Source organism: Streptomyces sp. RGM 3693 (assembly GCF_050471125.1).
Classification (GTDB): Bacteria; Actinomycetota; Actinomycetes; order Streptomycetales; family Streptomycetaceae; genus Streptomyces.
In genome coordinates, this window is record NZ_JBMPPQ010000004.1 from 527,157 (window position 1) to 543,474 (window position 16,318).

Below are 16,318 nucleotides of genomic sequence, written 5' to 3' on the forward strand. Positions count from 1 at the left end.
GGTGACCGACACCGCACCCCCCTCCCCCGTCTCCGCCGCCTCCCCCCTCGACGGCCTCCGGTTCGCGTTCGGCACGTTGACCGTGCTGCCGGTGCGGGTGACCCGCTGGGACCGGGCCGCGGCCCGCGGCGGGATGCTGTGCGCGCCGGTGGCCGGGCTGGTGGTCGGGCTGTGCGCGGCGGCGCTCGGCGGGGCGCTGTTGCTGCTGGGCGGCGGGCCGCTGCTGGCCGCGATCGGCAGCGCCGTGGTGCCCGCGGTGCTCACCCGCGGTCTGCACCTGGACGGGCTCGCGGACACCGCCGACGGCCTGGGCAGCGGTAAGCCGGCCGAGGAGGCGCTGCGCATCATGAAGCGGTCCGACATCGGGCCGTTCGGCGTCATCACCCTGCTGTTCGCGCTGCTCGCCCAGGTGGCCGCGCTGTCCGGGCTGTACGCGGCGGGCTGGGCGGTCGGGGCGGTCGGGGCGGTGGTGGCGGCGGTCACCGCGCGCGGTGCGCTGACCCTGGCCTCCCGGGCGGGGGTGCCGGCGGCCCGCCCGGAGGGGCTCGGCGCGGCGGTCGCCGGGACCGTTCCGGTGCCGGCGGCGGTGGGGTGCGCGGCGCTGGTGGCGGCCGGCTGTGCGGCGTTCGGCTCCGGGGCCGGCGGCCCGTACGGGGCGCTGCACGCGGGGCTGGCCGCGCTGCTGGGGCTGGCGGCCGGGGAACTGCTGCTGCGGCACTGCCGGCGGCGGTTCGGCGGGGTGACCGGTGATGTCTTCGGCGCCCTCGCGGAGAGCGCCGGGCTCACCGCGCTGGTGCTGCTCACCCTCGGCTGAACATCCGACGGAACCGACAACTCGGCGATACGGCAGGATAGTTGACGCATCCGCCCGGTGTCGGCCGATGCCCTGTCAGGTCCCGGTGCCGTAATCGGCCGGGCCAGGAGGCGCAGCCGAGCGTAGGCTCGGCCGCAGCAGCGCGTACGCGCGAAACGGATTCCCCGGACGGAACAGGATTTTCATCACCGTGACTGCACTGACCCTCAGTACTTCTTCCGCCGCAACGGTGCGCGCGGATGCCGTCGTCGTGGGCGTGGCCAAGGGCGCCAAGGGCGTCGTGGTGGCCCCCGGCGCCGAGGACGTGGACAAGGCGTTCGGCGGCAAGCTCGCCGCCGTGCTGGAGACCCTCGGCGCGAGTGGTGCCGAGGGCGAGGTGACCAAGCTGCCCGCAGCCGACGGCATCAAGGCGCCGGTCGTGCTGGCGGTCGGCCTGGGCGACGCCCCGGCCAAGGACGACTCCTACGACCACGAGGCACTGCGCCGCGCGGCGGGCACCGCCGCCCGGGCGCTGGGCGGCGCCAAGAAGGCGGCCTTCGCGCTGCCGGTCGAGCACGCCGGCGCGGCCGCCGCGGTGGGCGAGGGCGCGCTGCTGGGCGCGTACACCTTCACCGCGTTCCGCAGCAACGGCGCGAACGGCAAGGGCGCCAAGGCCCGGAAGAACGACGCCAAGTCGGCGCCGCTGGGCGAGGCCGCGGTCCTCGGCGGCAAGCCGCGGGACAAGGAGTTCAAGGCCGCCGCGGAGCGCGCCCAGGTGCTGGCCGCGGAGATCAACCGCGCCCGCGACCTGATCAACACGCCCTCCAACGCCCTGGACCCCAAGCAGTTCGCGGCCGAAGCGCAGGCCGCCGCCAAGGAGTTCGGCCTCACCGTCGAGGTGCTGGACGAGAAGGCGCTCAAGAAGGGCGGCTACGGCGGCCTGATGGGCGTCGGCCAGGGCTCGGAGGCGCCGCCGCGGCTGGTGCGGATCGCGCACACGCACGCCGACGCGAACCGGACGCTGGCGCTGGTCGGCAAGGGCATCACCTACGACTCGGGCGGCATCTCCCTCAAGCCGGCCGGCCACAACGAGACCATGAAGTGCGACATGAGCGGTGCCGCCGCGGTGTTCGCCACGGTGGTCGCCGCCGCCCGGCTGGACCTCCCGGTGAACGTCACCGGCTGGCTGGCGCTCGCCGAGAACATGCCGTCCGGCTCCGCCACCCGCCCCGGTGACGTGCTGACCATGTACAGCGGCAAGACCGTCGAGGTGCTCAACACCGACGCCGAGGGCCGGCTCGTCCTGGCCGACGCGCTGACCCGGGCCTCGGAGGAGGCGCCGGACGCGATCGTGGACGTGGCGACGCTGACCGGGGCGATGGTGCTGGCGCTGGGCCACCGCCACTTCGGGATCATGGCGAACGACGACGCCTTCCGTACCTCGATCCACGAGATCGCCGAGGAGGTCGGCGAGCAGTCCTGGCCGATGCCGCTCCCTGCCGAGCTGCGCAAGGGCATGGACTCCCCGGTCGCCGACCTCGCCAACATGGGTGACCGGATGGGCGGCGGCCTGGTCGCCGGGCTCTTCCTGAAGGAGTTCATCGGCGAGGGCATCACCTGGGCGCACCTGGACATCGCCGGTCCGGCCTTCCACGAGGGGGCGCCCTGGGGCTACACCCCCAAGGGCGGCACCGGCTCCTCGGTCCGCACCCTGCTGCGGCTGGCCGAGCGCACGGCCGAGGGCGACCTGGGCTGATCCGGCCGCCTGAGTCCACTGTGCCGGCGACGGCCCCGGGTCTCGCCCGGGGCCGTCGGTACGCTTGCCGCGTCGTGTTCGCCCTCAACGAAATCCGCACGTGAGTACGCAGGAGTAACCGCGATGGGGCGGCCGATCGACCGCCCAGAGCCCGGCCCCGCGTCCCGCCTCCGTTGAACAAGTGCGAAGATGGGTTCTCGGCAGGACAGGGCCCCCCTTACCCAGGGCCGAGTTAAAGCGGCCGAACAACAGCCGCGGTCCGGTCATCGACGACCGGCTCCGGCGCACCCATGCATGGAGGACGTGACGTGGCGAACGACGCCAGCACCGTTTTCGACCTAGTGATCCTCGGAGGCGGTAGCGGCGGTTACGCAGCTGCCCTGCGCGGGGCGCAGCTGGGCCTGGACGTCGCCCTGATCGAGAAGGGCAAGGTCGGCGGTACCTGCCTGCACAACGGCTGCATCCCCACGAAGGCTCTGCTGCACGCCGGTGAGATCGCTGACCAGGCTCGCGAAAGCGAGCAGTTCGGTGTCAAGGCCACTTTCGAGGGCATCGACATCGACGCGGTCCACAAGTACAAGGACGAGGTCATCTCGGGCCTGTACAAGGGCCTGCAGGGTCTGATCGCCTCCCGCAAGGTGACCTACATCGAGGGCGAGGGCCGGCTGTCCTCGCCGACCTCCGTCGCGGTCAACGGTCAGCAGGTCCAGGGCCGCCACGTCCTGCTCGCGACCGGCTCCGTGCCGAAGTCGCTCCCGGGCCTGGAGATCGACGGCAACCGCATCATCTCCTCCGACCACGCGCTGAAGCTCGACCGCGTCCCGAAGTCCGCGATCATCCTGGGCGGCGGCGTGATCGGCGTCGAGTTCGCCTCGGCGTGGAAGTCCTTCGGCACCGACGTCACCGTCATCGAGGGCCTCAAGCACCTCGTCCCGGTCGAGGACGAGAACAGCTCCAAGCTGCTGGAGCGGGCCTTCCGCAAGCGGGGCATCAAGTTCAACCTCGGCACCTTCTTCGACAAGGCCGAGTACACCGCCGACGGCGTCAAGGTCACCCTCGCCGACGGCAAGACCTTCGAGGCCGAGGTGCTGCTGGTCGCCATCGGCCGCGGCCCGGTCTCGGCCGGTCTGGGCTACGACGAGCAGGGCGTCGCGATGGACCGCGGCTACGTCCTGGTCGACGAGTACATGCAGACCAACGTGCCGACCATCTCGGCCGTCGGTGACCTCGTCCCGACCCTCCAGCTCGCGCACGTCGGCTTCGCCGAGGGCATGCTGGTGGCGGAGCGACTGGCCGGCCAGAAGGTCGTCCCGATCGACTACGACGGCGTCCCGCGCGTCACGTACTGCCACCCCGAGGTCGCTTCGGTGGGCATCACCGAGGCCAAGGCCAAGGAGTTGTACGGCGCCGACAAGGTCGTGGCTCTGAAGTACAACCTTGCAGGCAACGGCAAGAGCAAGATCCTCAAGACCTCGGGCGAGATCAAGCTCGTCCAGGTCAAGGACGGTGCCGTGGTCGGCGTCCACATGGTCGGTGACCGTATGGGCGAGCAGGTCGGCGAGGCCCAGCTGGTCTACAACTGGGAGGCCCTGCCGGCCGAGGTTGCGCAGCTCATCCACGCGCACCCGACGCAGAACGAGGCGCTCGGCGAGGCCCACCTGGCCCTGGCCGGCAAGCCCCTCCACTCCCACGACTGACCCCCAGTCCCGGGCGCGACCACATCCGTACTTGCGATAGGAGCAACTGAAACCATGGCGGTTTCCGTAACCCTGCCGGCGCTCGGCGAGAGCGTCACCGAGGGCACCGTCACCCGCTGGCTGAAGGCCGAGGGCGAGCGCGTCGAGGCCGACGAGCCGCTGCTCGAGGTCTCCACCGACAAGGTTGACACCGAGATCCCGGCTCCGGCTTCCGGCGTGCTGGCCTCCATCAAGGTGGCCGAGGACGAGACCGTAGAGGTCGGCGCCGAGCTGGCCATCATCGACGACGGCACCGGCGCACCGGCCGCCGCGCCGGCGCCGGCCGCCGCCGAGGCTCCGGCCCCGGCCGCGCAGCCCGAGCCGGCCCCGGCCCCCGTGGCCGAGGCCCCCGCCCCCGTCGCCGCCCCCGCGGGCGCTGCCGAGGGCACCGACGTGGTCCTCCCGGCGCTCGGCGAGAGCGTCACCGAGGGCACCGTCACCCGCTGGCTGAAGGAGGTCGGCGAGGAGGTCTCGGAGGACGAGCCGCTGCTCGAGGTCTCCACCGACAAGGTCGACACCGAGATCCCGGCCCCGACTTCCGGCACCCTGCTGGAGATCCTCGTGGCCGAGGACGAGACCGCCGAGGTCGGCGCCAAGCTCGCGGTGATCGGCGTCAAGGGTGCGGCTCCGGCCGCTGCCCCGGCTCCGGCCGCCCCGGCCGCTGCTCCGGCGCCCGCTCCGGCCCCCGCGCCCGCCCCGGCGCCGGCCGCTGCTCCGGCTCCGGCCCCCGCGCCGGCCCCGGCCCCGGCCCCCGCCCCGGCTCCGGCTCCGGCTCCGGCCGCTGCCCCCGTCACCCCCGCCCCGGCGGTCGGTGAGGCGGACGGCGCCTACGTCACCCCGCTGGTCCGCAAGCTCGCGGCGGAGAACGGTGTGAACCTCGCCACGGTCAAGGGCACCGGTGTCGGTGGCCGGATCCGCAAGCAGGACGTCATCACCGCTGCCGAGGCCCTCAAGGCCGCCGTGCCGGCTCCGGCCGCGCCGGCCGCCACCCCGGCCAAGGCCGGCGCCCCGGTCATCGAGGCGTCGCCGCTGCGCGGTCAGACCGTCAAGATGCCGCGGATGCGCAAGGTCATCGGCGACAACATGATGAAGGCCCTGCACGGCCAGGCGCAGCTGACCTCCGTGGTCGAGGTGGACATCACCGCGATCATGCGGATGCGCAACAAGGCCAAGGACGGCTTCGCGCAGCGCGAGGGCGTCAAGCTCTCCCCGATGCCGTTCTTCGTCAAGGCCGCTGTCCAGGCGCTGAAGGCCCACCCGGTCGTCAACGCCCGGATCAACGAGGACGAGGGCACCATCACCTACTTCGACACCGAGAACGTCGGTATCGCGGTGGATGCGGAGAAGGGCCTGATGACCCCGGTCATCAAGGGCGCGGGTGACCTGAACATCGCTGGCATCGCCCGTAAGACGGCGGAGCTGGCGGGCAAGGTCCGCGGCAACAAGATCACCCCGGACGAGCTGTCCGGCGCGACCTTCACCATCAGCAACACCGGTTCGCGCGGCGCCCTGTTCGACACCGTGATCGTGCCCCCGAACCAGGTCGGCATCCTGGGCATCGGTGCCACCGTCAAGCGCCCGGTGGTCATCAACCACCCGGACCTCGGCGAGACCATCGCGGTGCGCGACATGACCTACCTCGCGCTCTCCTACGACCACCGTCTGGTGGACGGCGCCGACGCGGCCCGTTACCTGACCACGGTCAAGCAGATCCTGGAGGCCGCGGAGTTCGAGACCGAGATCGGTCTCTGATCAGGCGGTCACTCCCTCCGAGTGACCGAGGATCGCAACGAGACCGAAGTCGGTCTCTGACTCCGACTCCCGTCAGGGAAGCGGTAGTTGTGCACAGGGGTCGGCCCCGGCTCGTTCCGACGAGCCGGGGCCGGCCCTTTTGCGTGCCCACGTCCGGCGATAATGGCCCCGCACCACGCCTCGCGGCCCCACCCGCTCTGAAGGAGCACCTCATGACCCCGCCCGTCGTCCACTCGCTGCGCGAACAGATCCGCGAGCACATCCTGGAGGGGATCGTCAGCGGCCGCTGGCAGCCGGGCGAGCGGATCGTGGAGCGGCGGATCGCGGTGGAGCTGGAGGTCAGCCAGACGCCGGTACGGGAGGCGCTGCGGGAGCTGGAGTCGCTCCAGCTGATCGAGTCGGCGCCGAACAAGGGCGTCCGGGTGCGGAACCTCACCGCCGACGACCTCAAGGAGAGCTACCCGGTCCGGGCCGGGCTGGAGCAGGTGGCCGCGGAGCTGGCGGCGGAGCGGCTGGCGGAGGACACCGCGGCGCTGGAGCGCGAGGTGGCGGCGCTGCGGGCGGCGGACGCGGCGGGCGACGGCGAGGCGCAGGTGCGGCACACGGTGGCCTTCCACCGGGAGGTCGTCCGGGCGGCCGGGAACGCCGTGCTGCTGCACACCTGGGAGTCGCTGGGCGTGGAGGTCTGGACGACGCTGTCGATCCGCTGGTTCAGCCCGGAGCCGCGGTCGCACGCCCAGGACCATCAGGAGCTGGTGGATGCGTTCCGGCGGCGCGATCCGCGGATCGGCGCGCTGTTGAAGGCGCACGTGCTGAGCTGCGCGCCGCGGGTCTAGCGGGCGTACCGGACGGTGGTCGGGCGGCCTCGCGGAGTGTTCCGCGGGGCCGCTTCGCCATGTCGGGGCGGCAGCCATGCGGAGGAACTGATTCCGGGGCGTGCCGAGGACACTCCGGGGCGTAACGGAGGGGGACTCCGGAGCTGGCACGCGGTGCCCCAGATTGCGGCACCCCGTGCCGACCTGCGGTTTTTCCTCCGTTCGGCGTTGATCGATCATCGATCAGAGAGTTATCGTCGATGACTGGGGCGCGACACCCCTGCCTGCCGAATGCCTGCCGAACTCGCATTCCCACCCGTCCGGAAAGGGGCCACCCATGCCCGACCCCGTGCGCCTGCCGTACAGCCAGCTCGACCAACTCCCGGACCGCGACCCCGAGGAGACGGCCGAGTGGCGCGAGTCGCTGGACGCCGTCACCAAGGCAGCGGGCCCGCATCGCGCCGCATACCTGATGCGCCGCGCCCTGGAGCACACCGCCCACACCGAAGGCACCGACCTGCCCTCGCTGCTGGAGACGGACTACGTCAACACCATCCCGACCTCCGCCGAGCCCGCGTTCCCGGGTGACGAAGCGCTGGAGGCCCGGATCACCGCCTGGAACCGCTGGAACGCCGCCGCCATGGTCACCCGCGGCTCCAAGCTCGGCCTGGGCGGCCACATCGCCACCTTCGCCTCGGCGGCCTGGCTCTACGAGACCGGCTTCCAGCACTTCTTCCGCGGCAAGGAAGGGCTGGGGGCACCCCCAGCGGTAGCTGGGGGAGGCAGCGGCGACCAGCTCTACATACAGGGCCATGCCTCCCCTGGCATCTACGCCCGCGCCTTCCTCGAAGGCCGGCTCACCGAGGAGCAGCTCGACCACTTCCGCCAGGAGGCCGGCGGCGAGGGCCTGCCCTCGTACCCGCACCCGCGGCGCCTCCCCTGGCTGTGGGAGTTCCCCACCGTCTCCATGGGTCTCGGCCCGCTCTCCGCGATCTACCAGGCGCGCTTCAACCGCTACCTGGAGCACCGCGACATCAAGGACACCAGCAACTCGCACGTCTGGGCCTTCCTCGGTGACGGCGAGATGGACGAGCCGGAGTCGACCGCCGCACTGGCCCTGGCCGGCCGCGAGGGCCTGGACAACCTGACCTTCGTCATCAACTGCAACCTGCAGCGCCTGGACGGCCCGGTCCGCCCGAACTTCAAGATCGTGCAGGAGCTGGAGGCGCAGTTCCGCGCCGCCGGCTGGAACGTCGTCAAGGCCCTCTGGGGCCAGGCGTGGGACGAGATCTTCGCGCTCGACGCCGACGGCGCGGTGATCCAGCGCCTCCGTGAGACGCCGGACGCGCAGTTCCAGACCTACGCCACCCGGGACGCCGCCTACCTGCGCGAGCACTTCTTCGGCGCCAGCGACGCCCTCAAGGCGATCGGCGCGCAGCTCTCCGACGCCAAGCTGCTGGAGCTGTTCCAGACCTCCCGCGCCGGCCACGAGCCGCGCAAGGTCTACGCCGCGTACCAGGCCGCCGTCGAGCACAAGGGCGCGCCGACGGTCATCCTGGCGCAGACCGTCAAGGGCTACACCCTCGGCACGGGCTTCGAGTCCCGCAACGCCAACCACCAGATGAAGAAGCTGACGATGGCGGAGTTCCGCACCATGCGGGACCTGCTCGAACTCCCCATCCCGGACAGCGCGCTGGAAGGCGACCTGGTGCCGTACTGGCGCCCGGCCGAGGACTCCCCGGAGATGCAGTACCTGCGCACCCGGCGCGCCGCCCTCGACGGCCCGGCTCCGGCCCGTCAGGTCGTGGCCAGGCCGCTGCCGATGCCCGCCGACAAGACCTTCGACGCGTTGAAGAAGGGCTCCGGCAGCCAGGAGATCGCCACCACCATGGCGTTCGTCCGGCTGGTCAAGGACCTGATGCGGGACAAGGAGACCGGCAAGCGCTGGGTCCCGATCGTCCCGGACGAGGCCCGCACCTTCGGCATGGAGTCGCTCTTCCCGACGGCCGGCCTCTACTCCCCCAAGGGCGCGACCTACGACCCGGTCGACCGGGACCAGCTGCTCTGGTACAAGGAGGCCAAGAACGGCCAGATCCTCAACGAGGGCATCACCGAGGCCGGTTCGCTGGCCGACTTCACCGCCGCCGCGACGTCGTACGCGACGCACGGCGAGCCGATGATCCCCTTCTACATCTTCTACTCGATGTTCGGCTGGCAGCGCACCGCCGACCAGTTCTGGGCGCTCGCCGACCAGCTGGGCCGCGGCTTCGTGATCGGCGCCACCGCCGGCCGGACGACGATGACCGGTGAGGGCCTCCAGCACGCCGACGGCCACTCGCACCTGATCGCCTCGACCAACCCCGCGGCGCTCTCGTACGACCCGGCGTTCGCCTACGAGGTGGCGGTGATTGTCAAGGACGGTCTGCGCCGGATGTACGGCCCGGACGCCGAGGACGTCTTCTACTACCTGACGGTCTACAACGAGACCAAGGTGCAGCCGGCGATGCCGGAGGGCGTCGAGGAGGGCATCCTCAAGGGCCTCTACCGCTTCAAGGCAGCCACCACCATCGAGGGCGCCGAGGTCCCGCGGCTCCAGCTGCTGGCCTCCGGCACCGCGATCCACTGGATCCTGGAGGCGCAGGCGCTGCTGGCCGCCGACTGGGGTGTGGCGGCGGACGTATGGTCCGCGCCGTCCTGGACGGAGCTCCGCCGCGACGCCCTGGAGTGCGACGCGGCCCGGCTGGAGGGCGAGGACCGGGTTCCTTACGTCACCCGTGCGCTGGCCGGTGCGCCCGGCCCGGTCGTCGCGGTGAGCGACTGGATGCGGGCGGTTCCGGACCAGATCGCCCCCTGGGTCGAGCAGGACTGGACCTCCATCGGGACGGACGGCTTCGGCCTGTCCGACACCCGGGACGCGGCCCGCCGCCACTTCGGCGTCGACCCGCAGTCGGTGGTCGTCCAGGCACTGGCGGCCCTCGCCCGGCGCGGGGACGTCAAGCCGGAGACCGTCAAGGAGGCCCGGGAGCGCTACGGGCTGTGACACCGGGCCCCCTACGGTGCGTGCGCCGCGGGGCCCCTGGGACGCGGGCGGCCTCGGCCGACACCGGGCGCCGCCCGCCCACAAACTCCCGTGCGAAGATCACCCACCGCGCCCGGGGTCTTCGCACGGGATCCTTCCGTTCCGCGTCCGCGGGGCGTTGTCAGTGCCGCCCCGCATGATGGATCCATGCGTGCCGCACGGCTGATCAAGATGGTGTTGCTGCTCCAGTCCCGGCCGTCGATGACGGCCGGTGAGCTGGCGCGGGAGCTGGAGGTCTCGGAGCGCACGGTCGCCCGGGACGTGCTATCGCTCTCGGAGGCCGGGGTGCCGGTCTACGCCGACCGCGGCCGGTCCGGGGGCTACCGCCTGATAGGCGGGTACCGCACCCGGCTGACCGGGCTCGGTCGCAGCGAGGCGGAGGCGCTCTTCCTGTCCGGAGTGCCCTCCGCGCTGCGCGAGATGGGCCTGGCCGACGTCGCGTCCGCGGCCCGGCTGAAGGTCTCCGCCGCGCTGCTGCCGGAGCTGCGGGACGCCGCGTCGGGCGCCGCCCAACGGTTCCACCTGGACGCACCGCGCTGGTACCACGACCCCCAGGCGCCCGAGCTGCTGCCGGTGCTCGCCGACGCGGTGTGGGACGACCGCCGGCTGACGGTCCGTTATCTCCGCCGGGACCGCGAGGTGGTCCGTGAGCTGGAGCCGTACGGTCTCGTGCTGAAGGCGGGTGTTTGGTACCTGGCGGCGCGGGTGGCACCGGAGCGGCCCGAAGCGCCGCCCGCCGCGGCGGTGGCAGGTCCGGCGGGACCGGCCGGCGACGACGGTGAGCGGACCGGCTTCCGGGTCTACCGCGTCGACCGCTTCACCGCGGCGGAGTCGACCCTCCCGCCCGCGGGCCCACGGCGCGTCCCGGCCGGCGGGGACGCGGCGGGCACCGGGCGCTTCGTCCGCGATCCGGAGTTCGACCTGCCCGCGTTCTGGGCCGAGCGGGCCGCGCAGTTCCGGCGGTCGCTGCTGCGCGAGGAGGTGGTGGTCCGGCTCTCCCCGCCCGGGGTCCGGCAGCTGCCCCACGTCACCGAGCCGGCCGCGGCCCGGGAGGCCATCGAGCGGGCGACGGCCGAGGGCGCGCCGGACGAGCGGGGGTGGCTGACGGTCACCCTGGCCGTGGAGTCCGAGGAGGTCGCCTACGCCCAACTGCTGGGCCTCGGCCCGGAGTGCGAGGTGCGCTCGCCCCCCGGGCTGCGGGAGCGGTTCGCGGCGGCCGCCCGCCGCGCCGCCGCGCTCTACTCCCCGGCGGAGGAGGGGGCCGCCGGCTCGCGGTAGTCCTCGGGACCGGCGTCCTTGCCGCCGCTCACCACGTCAGCGAAGTAGCCGAAGCAGTCGGGCCGGGTGCCGTCCGCGTCGGTGAAGTCGTACTCCTTCGCCAGCTGGCCGCTGGAGAGCGACCGGCCGGTCCAGCGCGCCTTGTCCGGGTCGGTGGCCAGCGCCCGCACCGCGCGGCCGATGAGGGCCGGGGATTCGGCGATGGCGAAGTGCGGTTCCTGGGCGATCGCGTCGCGCCAGGTCTCCTCGGTGACGCCGAAGTGGTCCAGCATCTCCTCGGACCGCAGGAAGCCCGGGGTGAGCGAGACCGCCGTGCCGCCGTACTCCGCCAGTTCGCTGGCGAGTCCGAAGGCGATCCGGTGCGGGACGTTCTTGGTGACGTCGAAGCAGAGGCTGTCGCGGTAGGTGCGGTTGAACTCCGCGGTGCCGTCGGTGACCTCGACGACCAGCCCGCCGGGCCGCCGGATCAGCAACGGCAGCGCGAAGTGGTGGGTGATGATGTGGGTGTCGACGCCGAGCCGGAACATCCGCAGCCCGCCGGCCAGGTCCAGGTCCCACACCTTGGTGTCGAACTGGATCAGGCGGTCGCCGCCCCAGACGCTGTTCACCAGGACGTCCAGCCGTCCCTGCTCCCGGTCGATGCGCGCGATCAGCTCCTTGACCTGCTCCGGCACCAGATGGTCGGTGGGCACCGCAACCCCGGTGCCGCCCGCCGCGGTCACCCGCTCCGCCGTCTCCTCGATGGTCTCCGAGGGCCGCCCGACCTCGCTGACCGCGTCCCGGGTCGTGCGACCGGTGACGTAGACCACCGCGCCGGCCCGGCCCAGTTCCACCGCCATCGCCCGGCCCGCGCCCCGGGTGGCCCCGGCGACCAGCGCCACCCGGCCGGTCAGATCACCCCCGGGCAGCCGTCCGCCGGGCGCTCCGGCCGCCGTCCGCCCGTTCGTCGCCTGCCCCGTCGCGTTCTCCTGCGCCGTCACGTGTCGCTCCTCGCTGTCGTCTTCCGTGCGGTCGTACACGGCGACCCTGACAGCCAATCCCGACACCTACTGTCGGGATTCAACGGCCGTTCCCGGCTTCCCCCGCGAGCCCGTCCGCGGACCCTCCGACGGGGCCTGCGGGGCCGTCGGAAGGTCCGCGGCTACGGCCGCAGCGCCCGCAGGCCGCGGCCGTCCCGCAGCCGGCCCGCGACCTGCGCCGGGACGTCCGGCGTGGCCGGTACCGCCAGCGTCGCCGCCTCGGCGCCGGCCCGTACCCGACCGGTCACGTCGATCCCGGCCACCTCGCTGCTGCCCGCCGCGAGCAGGTACCACTTCCCGGACTTCGCCTGCCAGTGGACGTCGCCGAGCACATGCCGGCCGAACGGGCTGCACACCGCGGTGCCGACGGCCCGGCCGACGATCCGCCCCGGGTCGACCGGTCCGGCGGCGGGGGGCTGGAACTGCACCACGGCCCGGCCGGGTCCGCGCCAGGTGTCGGCCCGGTTGCACACCCAGGTCGCGGTGCCGCCGCCCTCCGGGAGGTCCTGCTGGGCGTAGGCCCAGTTGTTGACGGACCGTACGCCGGTGCCGCGCAGCGACCGCAGGGTGCACGCGGTGCGCGCCCAACTGTGCAGGGCGGGTGCGCCGGTCGCCTCGCCCGGGCCGCCCGGACCGCCCGCGGTGGGCGGCGGCAGGTACGTCAGGTGCGCCGACGCCAGGTCACCGAGGTCGGTGACCAGGAAGGAGCGCCGGTCGTCGATCCGCGGCGAGGAGTGGAATTCGGTCACCGGCCACTGCCCGCAGGTGGCGCCGTCCGCGGGCGGGATCGGGATGCGGTCGGTGACGCCGTCCGGGGCCAGGTGCAGCCCGTGCGGCGGGGCGTCCGGGGCGAGCAGGTCCCGTACGGCGACGTCGGAGACCCAGGGGGCGATCAGATACCGCAGCCAGCCGTTGCCGCGGCCGATCACCAGCCCGCCGGCGGTGGTGAGGTCGGCGTTGTCGACCCGGGCGAAGTGCAGGGTGGGCGTGGCCCCTTCGGGTTCGGCGTAGCGCACCAGACGCTCGCCGTCGTAGAAGACCACCACCATGACGTTGTCGATCAGGCCCGCGTACAGCAGCCGGGGCGGGGCGGCGGGCGGGCGGGTGGAGGTGTCCGCCGCGGCGACGATCCGGGTGCCGGCGGGCGGGGCGGCCCAGACCCGCAGCGCCCGCGCCAGCAGCTGCCGGTCGCCGGCCTGGCGGCCGCGCGGCGGCCAGGCGGTGAAGTCCACCCGGGAGGTCTCCGCCCACTGTTCGTGGGGCGTCCGCAGCAGCCGGCCGGGGTCGAGGGCCTGCTGGGCGGCGGGGACGGGCCCGGCCGAGCCGTCCGGGGATCCGCCGATGGGCAGTGCCACCACGACCGCCCCGACCACCAGCACCGCCGCCAGCACCGCCGTGGCCCGCACCCGTTGCCGGCGGCGCAGCAGGTCCGTCGGCCGGGCCTGGACCGTGCAGGGGTCGAACTCGCCGGAGTTCAGCAGCGCCGCGGCCCCGGCCCCGGTCCGCCGGTCCAGCTGGCCAGCCGCCCGTTGTGCCGCGTCCGGGTCGGCGACCCCGGCCCGCACCAGGACGGCGCGCGCCGCGTCCGCGTCCAGCCCCTCCAGGTGCCACAGCCCTAGGGCGGCCCGCACGGTGGCCGGGACCGCCGACAGGGCCTGGTCCAGGGCGAGTTCGTCGGCACCGCCGGCGCGCGGGAAGAGTCGCAGCCCCCAGACGAACGGCACCGTCGGCAGCAGTACCGCGGGGCGCTGCCGCTCCTCGTAGGCCAGCGCCAGTTCCACCGTGCGCTGGCGGACCAGGTCGTAGCCGGCGCCGGTGTCCGAGCCGCGCTGGGCGGGCAGCGCACCGGCCGGTCGGCGCGGCCCGCGCCACGGCAGCGCCCGCTGCACCAGGCCGTGCGCGGTGAGGACCTTGCGGTGGCGGCCCATCGACGGGGGCAGGACGAGATAGGCGAGGCGGACCAGCCGCGGGTAGTGCTCGACGAGGGCCGCCTCGGCGCGTTCGACCTCGGCCCGGGTTCGTTCGTCCATGGGCATGGCGGGATGCGCCCTTCACGGAGTGGGAGTGCGGTGGGGGATGCGGGGTTGGGTGCGGTGGGGGATGCAGGGTGGGGTGCGGTGAGGGGATGGGGGTACGGGGTGGGGGGATGCTGTTGGCTCTGCGCTGCCGTCGTTGCATGCCGCACAACGAGGGAATCCCGACGCGGTCACCCGCCGGGCCACCACCCCTGACGCCCCGGCGCACCGGCCCGGGGAGCGCCCCGCCGCATCCGGGGTACTCCGCGTGCGGGCCGCGGCGGCAGGACGGATGCTGGAGCCGTGATGGACGAGACGGAGTTCTGGGAGCTGGTCGACGGCTCCCGCACGGCCGCCGCGGGGGACCCCGAGGAACAGGCCGATGCGCTGGTCGAGCGGCTGCTCGGGCTCGACCCGGAGCGCATCATCGACTTCGCCCGCCACTTCGAGGCCCGCTACAACCGGGCGTACACCTGGGACCTGTGGGCCGCCGCCGCACTGATGCTGGACGGCGCGAGCGACGACGCCTTCGACTACTTCCGCTGTTGGCTGATCGGCCAGGGCCGGCACGTCTTCGAGGGCGCGCTGCACGACCCGGACCAGCTGGCCCGTCTGCTGCGCGACTTCGACGAGGAGACCGACGGCGACGCCGAGGAGCTGGGCTACGCGGCCGACGAGGCGTACGAGCAGCTGACCGGCACCGTCATGCCCGACCTGGGCCTGCGCCCGGCACCGCCGGAACCGCTCGGCACCTACCTCGACCTCGACGACGACGCGACCCTGGCCGAACGCTTCCCACAGCTGTGGGACCGCTTCCGCCGCTAGGGCCTGTCCGACCCTGATCCGCCGGCCCGGTCCTTGAGGCCCGGTCCTTACAGGACCGTCCGGTCGTGAACTCCCCCGTGCCGGGCGACGGCAGGACCTGAGGGTCGTCCGCGCGGCCGGGTCGCCGTTCTGCCGACCGGCTCACCCGGGCCGTTCCCCGGTGGTGCCCCGGATTGCGGGCAGGATGGCCCCATGCGGATCGCGATCACCGGCTCGACCGGACTCATCGGCACGGCGCTCGTGCGGAACCTTCGCACGGACGGTCATGACGTCGTCCGGCTCGTCCGCCGGCAGCCGGCGGCGGCCGACGAGGTGACCTGGGACCCCAAGGGGCGGCGGCTGGACCCGGCGGCCCTGGCCGGCTGCGAGGCGGTGGTGCACCTCGCCGGGGCGGGCGTCGCCGACCACCGCTGGACCGCCGCGTACAAGCAGGAGCTCCGCGACAGCCGGGTGCTGGGCACCCGGACGCTGGCCACCGCGCTGGCCGCGATGGACGTCCCCCCGCGGGTCTTCGTCTCGGGCAGCGCGATCGGCTACTACGGCAACACCGGGGACCGGCGCACCGACGAGGACGCGCCGGCCGGTGCGGGCTTCCTGCCGGAGCTGTGCGTGGCGTGGGAGGACGCCGCGACGCCCGCCCAGGACGCCGGAATCCGGACCGTCTTCGCCCGGACCGGTCTGGTCGTGGCGCGTTCCGGGGGCGCCTGGGGACGGCTCTTCCCGCTCTTCCGGCTGGGTCTGGGCGGCCGGCTCGGCGACGGCAGCCAGTACTGGAGCTTCATCTCGCTGCGGGACCACATCGCGGCGCTCCGCCACCTGCTGGCCACCGAGGAGGTGTCCGGGCCGGTCAACCTCACCGCGCCGGAGCCGGTCACCAACCGCGAGGCGACGGCGGTGATGGGTCACGTCCTGCGCCGCCCCACGCTGTGCACCGTGCCGGCGCCGGTGCTGCGGATCGTCCTCGGGGAGTTCGCGGGGGACGTGCTGGGCAGTCAGCGGATCGTGCCGCGGCGGCTGCTGGATTCCGGTTTCGGCTTCGCGCATCCGCGGATCGGCGACGCGGTGCGCGCCGCACTGGCGTCGTAGGGCGCCGCGGGCCGGAGCGGGGCGCGGGGACGCTCCGACGCGCCCCCAGGGCGCCCCTGTCGGCCGGGCCGCGGCGCTCCCTACGGTCCTCGGACACATCACTGGGCATCCCCGACGGCCGCACCGGGCATGAGAACCGTGCGCTGCCGCTGGGACCGACCTCG

Annotated in this window: 11 protein-coding genes; 9 read left to right on the top strand and 2 right to left on the bottom strand. The window is 73.5% G+C overall.

Annotation, left to right across the window (positions count from 1 at the left end; genetic code table 11):
* Window position 1 precedes the first annotated feature (1 nt).
* The 7 genes from ACO0M4_RS38520 to ACO0M4_RS38550 all read left to right on the top strand — a co-directional run bounded on the left by ACO0M4_RS38520 (window position 2) and on the right by ACO0M4_RS38550 (window position 11,209).
* A complete protein-coding gene (locus ACO0M4_RS38520) occupies window positions 2–814 on the top strand; it encodes an adenosylcobinamide-GDP ribazoletransferase (RefSeq protein WP_430375791.1) in 813 nt (270 codons plus the stop codon).
* Between the two features lie 190 nt (window positions 815–1,004).
* On the top strand, window positions 1,005–2,549 hold the full coding sequence (locus ACO0M4_RS38525; protein ID WP_430375792.1) for a leucyl aminopeptidase: 1,545 nt from the start codon (window positions 1,005–1,007) through the stop codon (window positions 2,547–2,549).
* A 308-nt stretch (window positions 2,550–2,857) separates the two neighbouring features.
* A complete protein-coding gene (lpdA, locus tag ACO0M4_RS38530) occupies window positions 2,858–4,246 on the top strand; it encodes a dihydrolipoyl dehydrogenase (protein WP_430375793.1) in 1,389 nt (462 codons plus the stop codon).
* Between the two features lie 54 nt (window positions 4,247–4,300).
* The gene (gene sucB, locus ACO0M4_RS38535) at window positions 4,301–6,037 is read left to right on the top strand and encodes a 2-oxoglutarate dehydrogenase, E2 component, dihydrolipoamide succinyltransferase (RefSeq protein WP_430375794.1); all 1,737 of its coding nucleotides are present in this window, start codon (window positions 4,301–4,303) and stop codon (window positions 6,035–6,037) included.
* Between the two features lie 212 nt (window positions 6,038–6,249).
* Window positions 6,250–6,873, top strand: a complete 624-nt coding sequence (locus tag ACO0M4_RS38540; protein ID WP_430375795.1) for a GntR family transcriptional regulator — start codon at window positions 6,250–6,252, stop codon at window positions 6,871–6,873.
* Window positions 6,874–7,189: 316 nt separating this feature from the next.
* On the top strand, window positions 7,190–9,892 hold the full coding sequence (gene aceE, locus ACO0M4_RS38545; RefSeq protein WP_430375796.1) for a pyruvate dehydrogenase (acetyl-transferring), homodimeric type: 2,703 nt from the start codon (window positions 7,190–7,192) through the stop codon (window positions 9,890–9,892).
* A gap of 186 nt (window positions 9,893–10,078) precedes the next feature.
* Window positions 10,079–11,209, top strand: coding sequence for a helix-turn-helix transcriptional regulator (locus ACO0M4_RS38550; RefSeq protein WP_430375797.1), 1,131 nt, complete (start codon window positions 10,079–10,081; stop codon window positions 11,207–11,209).
* On the opposite strand, the gene ACO0M4_RS38555 is transcribed toward ACO0M4_RS38550, so the two are convergent.
* Both ACO0M4_RS38555 and ACO0M4_RS38560 read right to left on the bottom strand, forming a co-directional pair.
* Window positions 11,170–12,117 (bottom strand): SDR family oxidoreductase, encoded by a 948-nt coding sequence (locus tag ACO0M4_RS38555; RefSeq protein WP_430376062.1) that lies wholly within the window; start codon window positions 12,115–12,117, stop codon window positions 11,170–11,172. The genes ACO0M4_RS38550 and ACO0M4_RS38555 overlap by 40 nt on opposite strands.
* Before the next feature lie 233 nt (window positions 12,118–12,350).
* A complete protein-coding gene (locus tag ACO0M4_RS38560; protein ID WP_430375798.1) occupies window positions 12,351–14,258 on the bottom strand; it encodes a hypothetical protein in 1,908 nt (635 codons plus the stop codon).
* 291 nt (window positions 14,259–14,549) lie between these two features.
* On the opposite strand from ACO0M4_RS38560, the gene ACO0M4_RS38565 reads away from it, so the two are divergent.
* Window positions 14,550–15,068: a DUF4240 domain-containing protein gene (locus ACO0M4_RS38565; protein ID WP_430375799.1), complete on the top strand. Its 519-nt coding sequence runs from the start codon at window positions 14,550–14,552 to the stop codon at window positions 15,066–15,068.
* A 192-nt stretch (window positions 15,069–15,260) separates the two neighbouring features.
* Window positions 15,261–16,154, top strand: coding sequence for a TIGR01777 family oxidoreductase (locus tag ACO0M4_RS38570; protein WP_430375800.1), 894 nt, complete (start codon window positions 15,261–15,263; stop codon window positions 16,152–16,154).
* Window positions 16,155–16,318: the final 164 nt, after the last annotated feature.

Coding starts and splice junctions, on each gene's coding strand:
- aceE (WP_430375796.1), top strand. CDS start 7,190: ATGCCCGACCCCGTGCGCCTGCCGTACAGCCAGCTCGACCAACTCCCG.
- sucB (WP_430375794.1), top strand. CDS start 4,301: ATGGCGGTTTCCGTAACCCTGCCGGCGCTCGGCGAGAGCGTCACCGAG.
- ACO0M4_RS38565 (WP_430375799.1), top strand. CDS start 14,550: ATGGACGAGACGGAGTTCTGGGAGCTGGTCGACGGCTCCCGCACGGCC.
- ACO0M4_RS38570 (WP_430375800.1), top strand. CDS start 15,261: ATGCGGATCGCGATCACCGGCTCGACCGGACTCATCGGCACGGCGCTC.
- ACO0M4_RS38540 (WP_430375795.1), top strand. CDS start 6,250: ATGACCCCGCCCGTCGTCCACTCGCTGCGCGAACAGATCCGCGAGCAC.
- ACO0M4_RS38560 (WP_430375798.1), bottom strand. CDS start 14,258: ATGGACGAACGAACCCGGGCCGAGGTCGAACGCGCCGAGGCGGCCCTC.
- ACO0M4_RS38550 (WP_430375797.1), top strand. CDS start 10,079: ATGCGTGCCGCACGGCTGATCAAGATGGTGTTGCTGCTCCAGTCCCGG.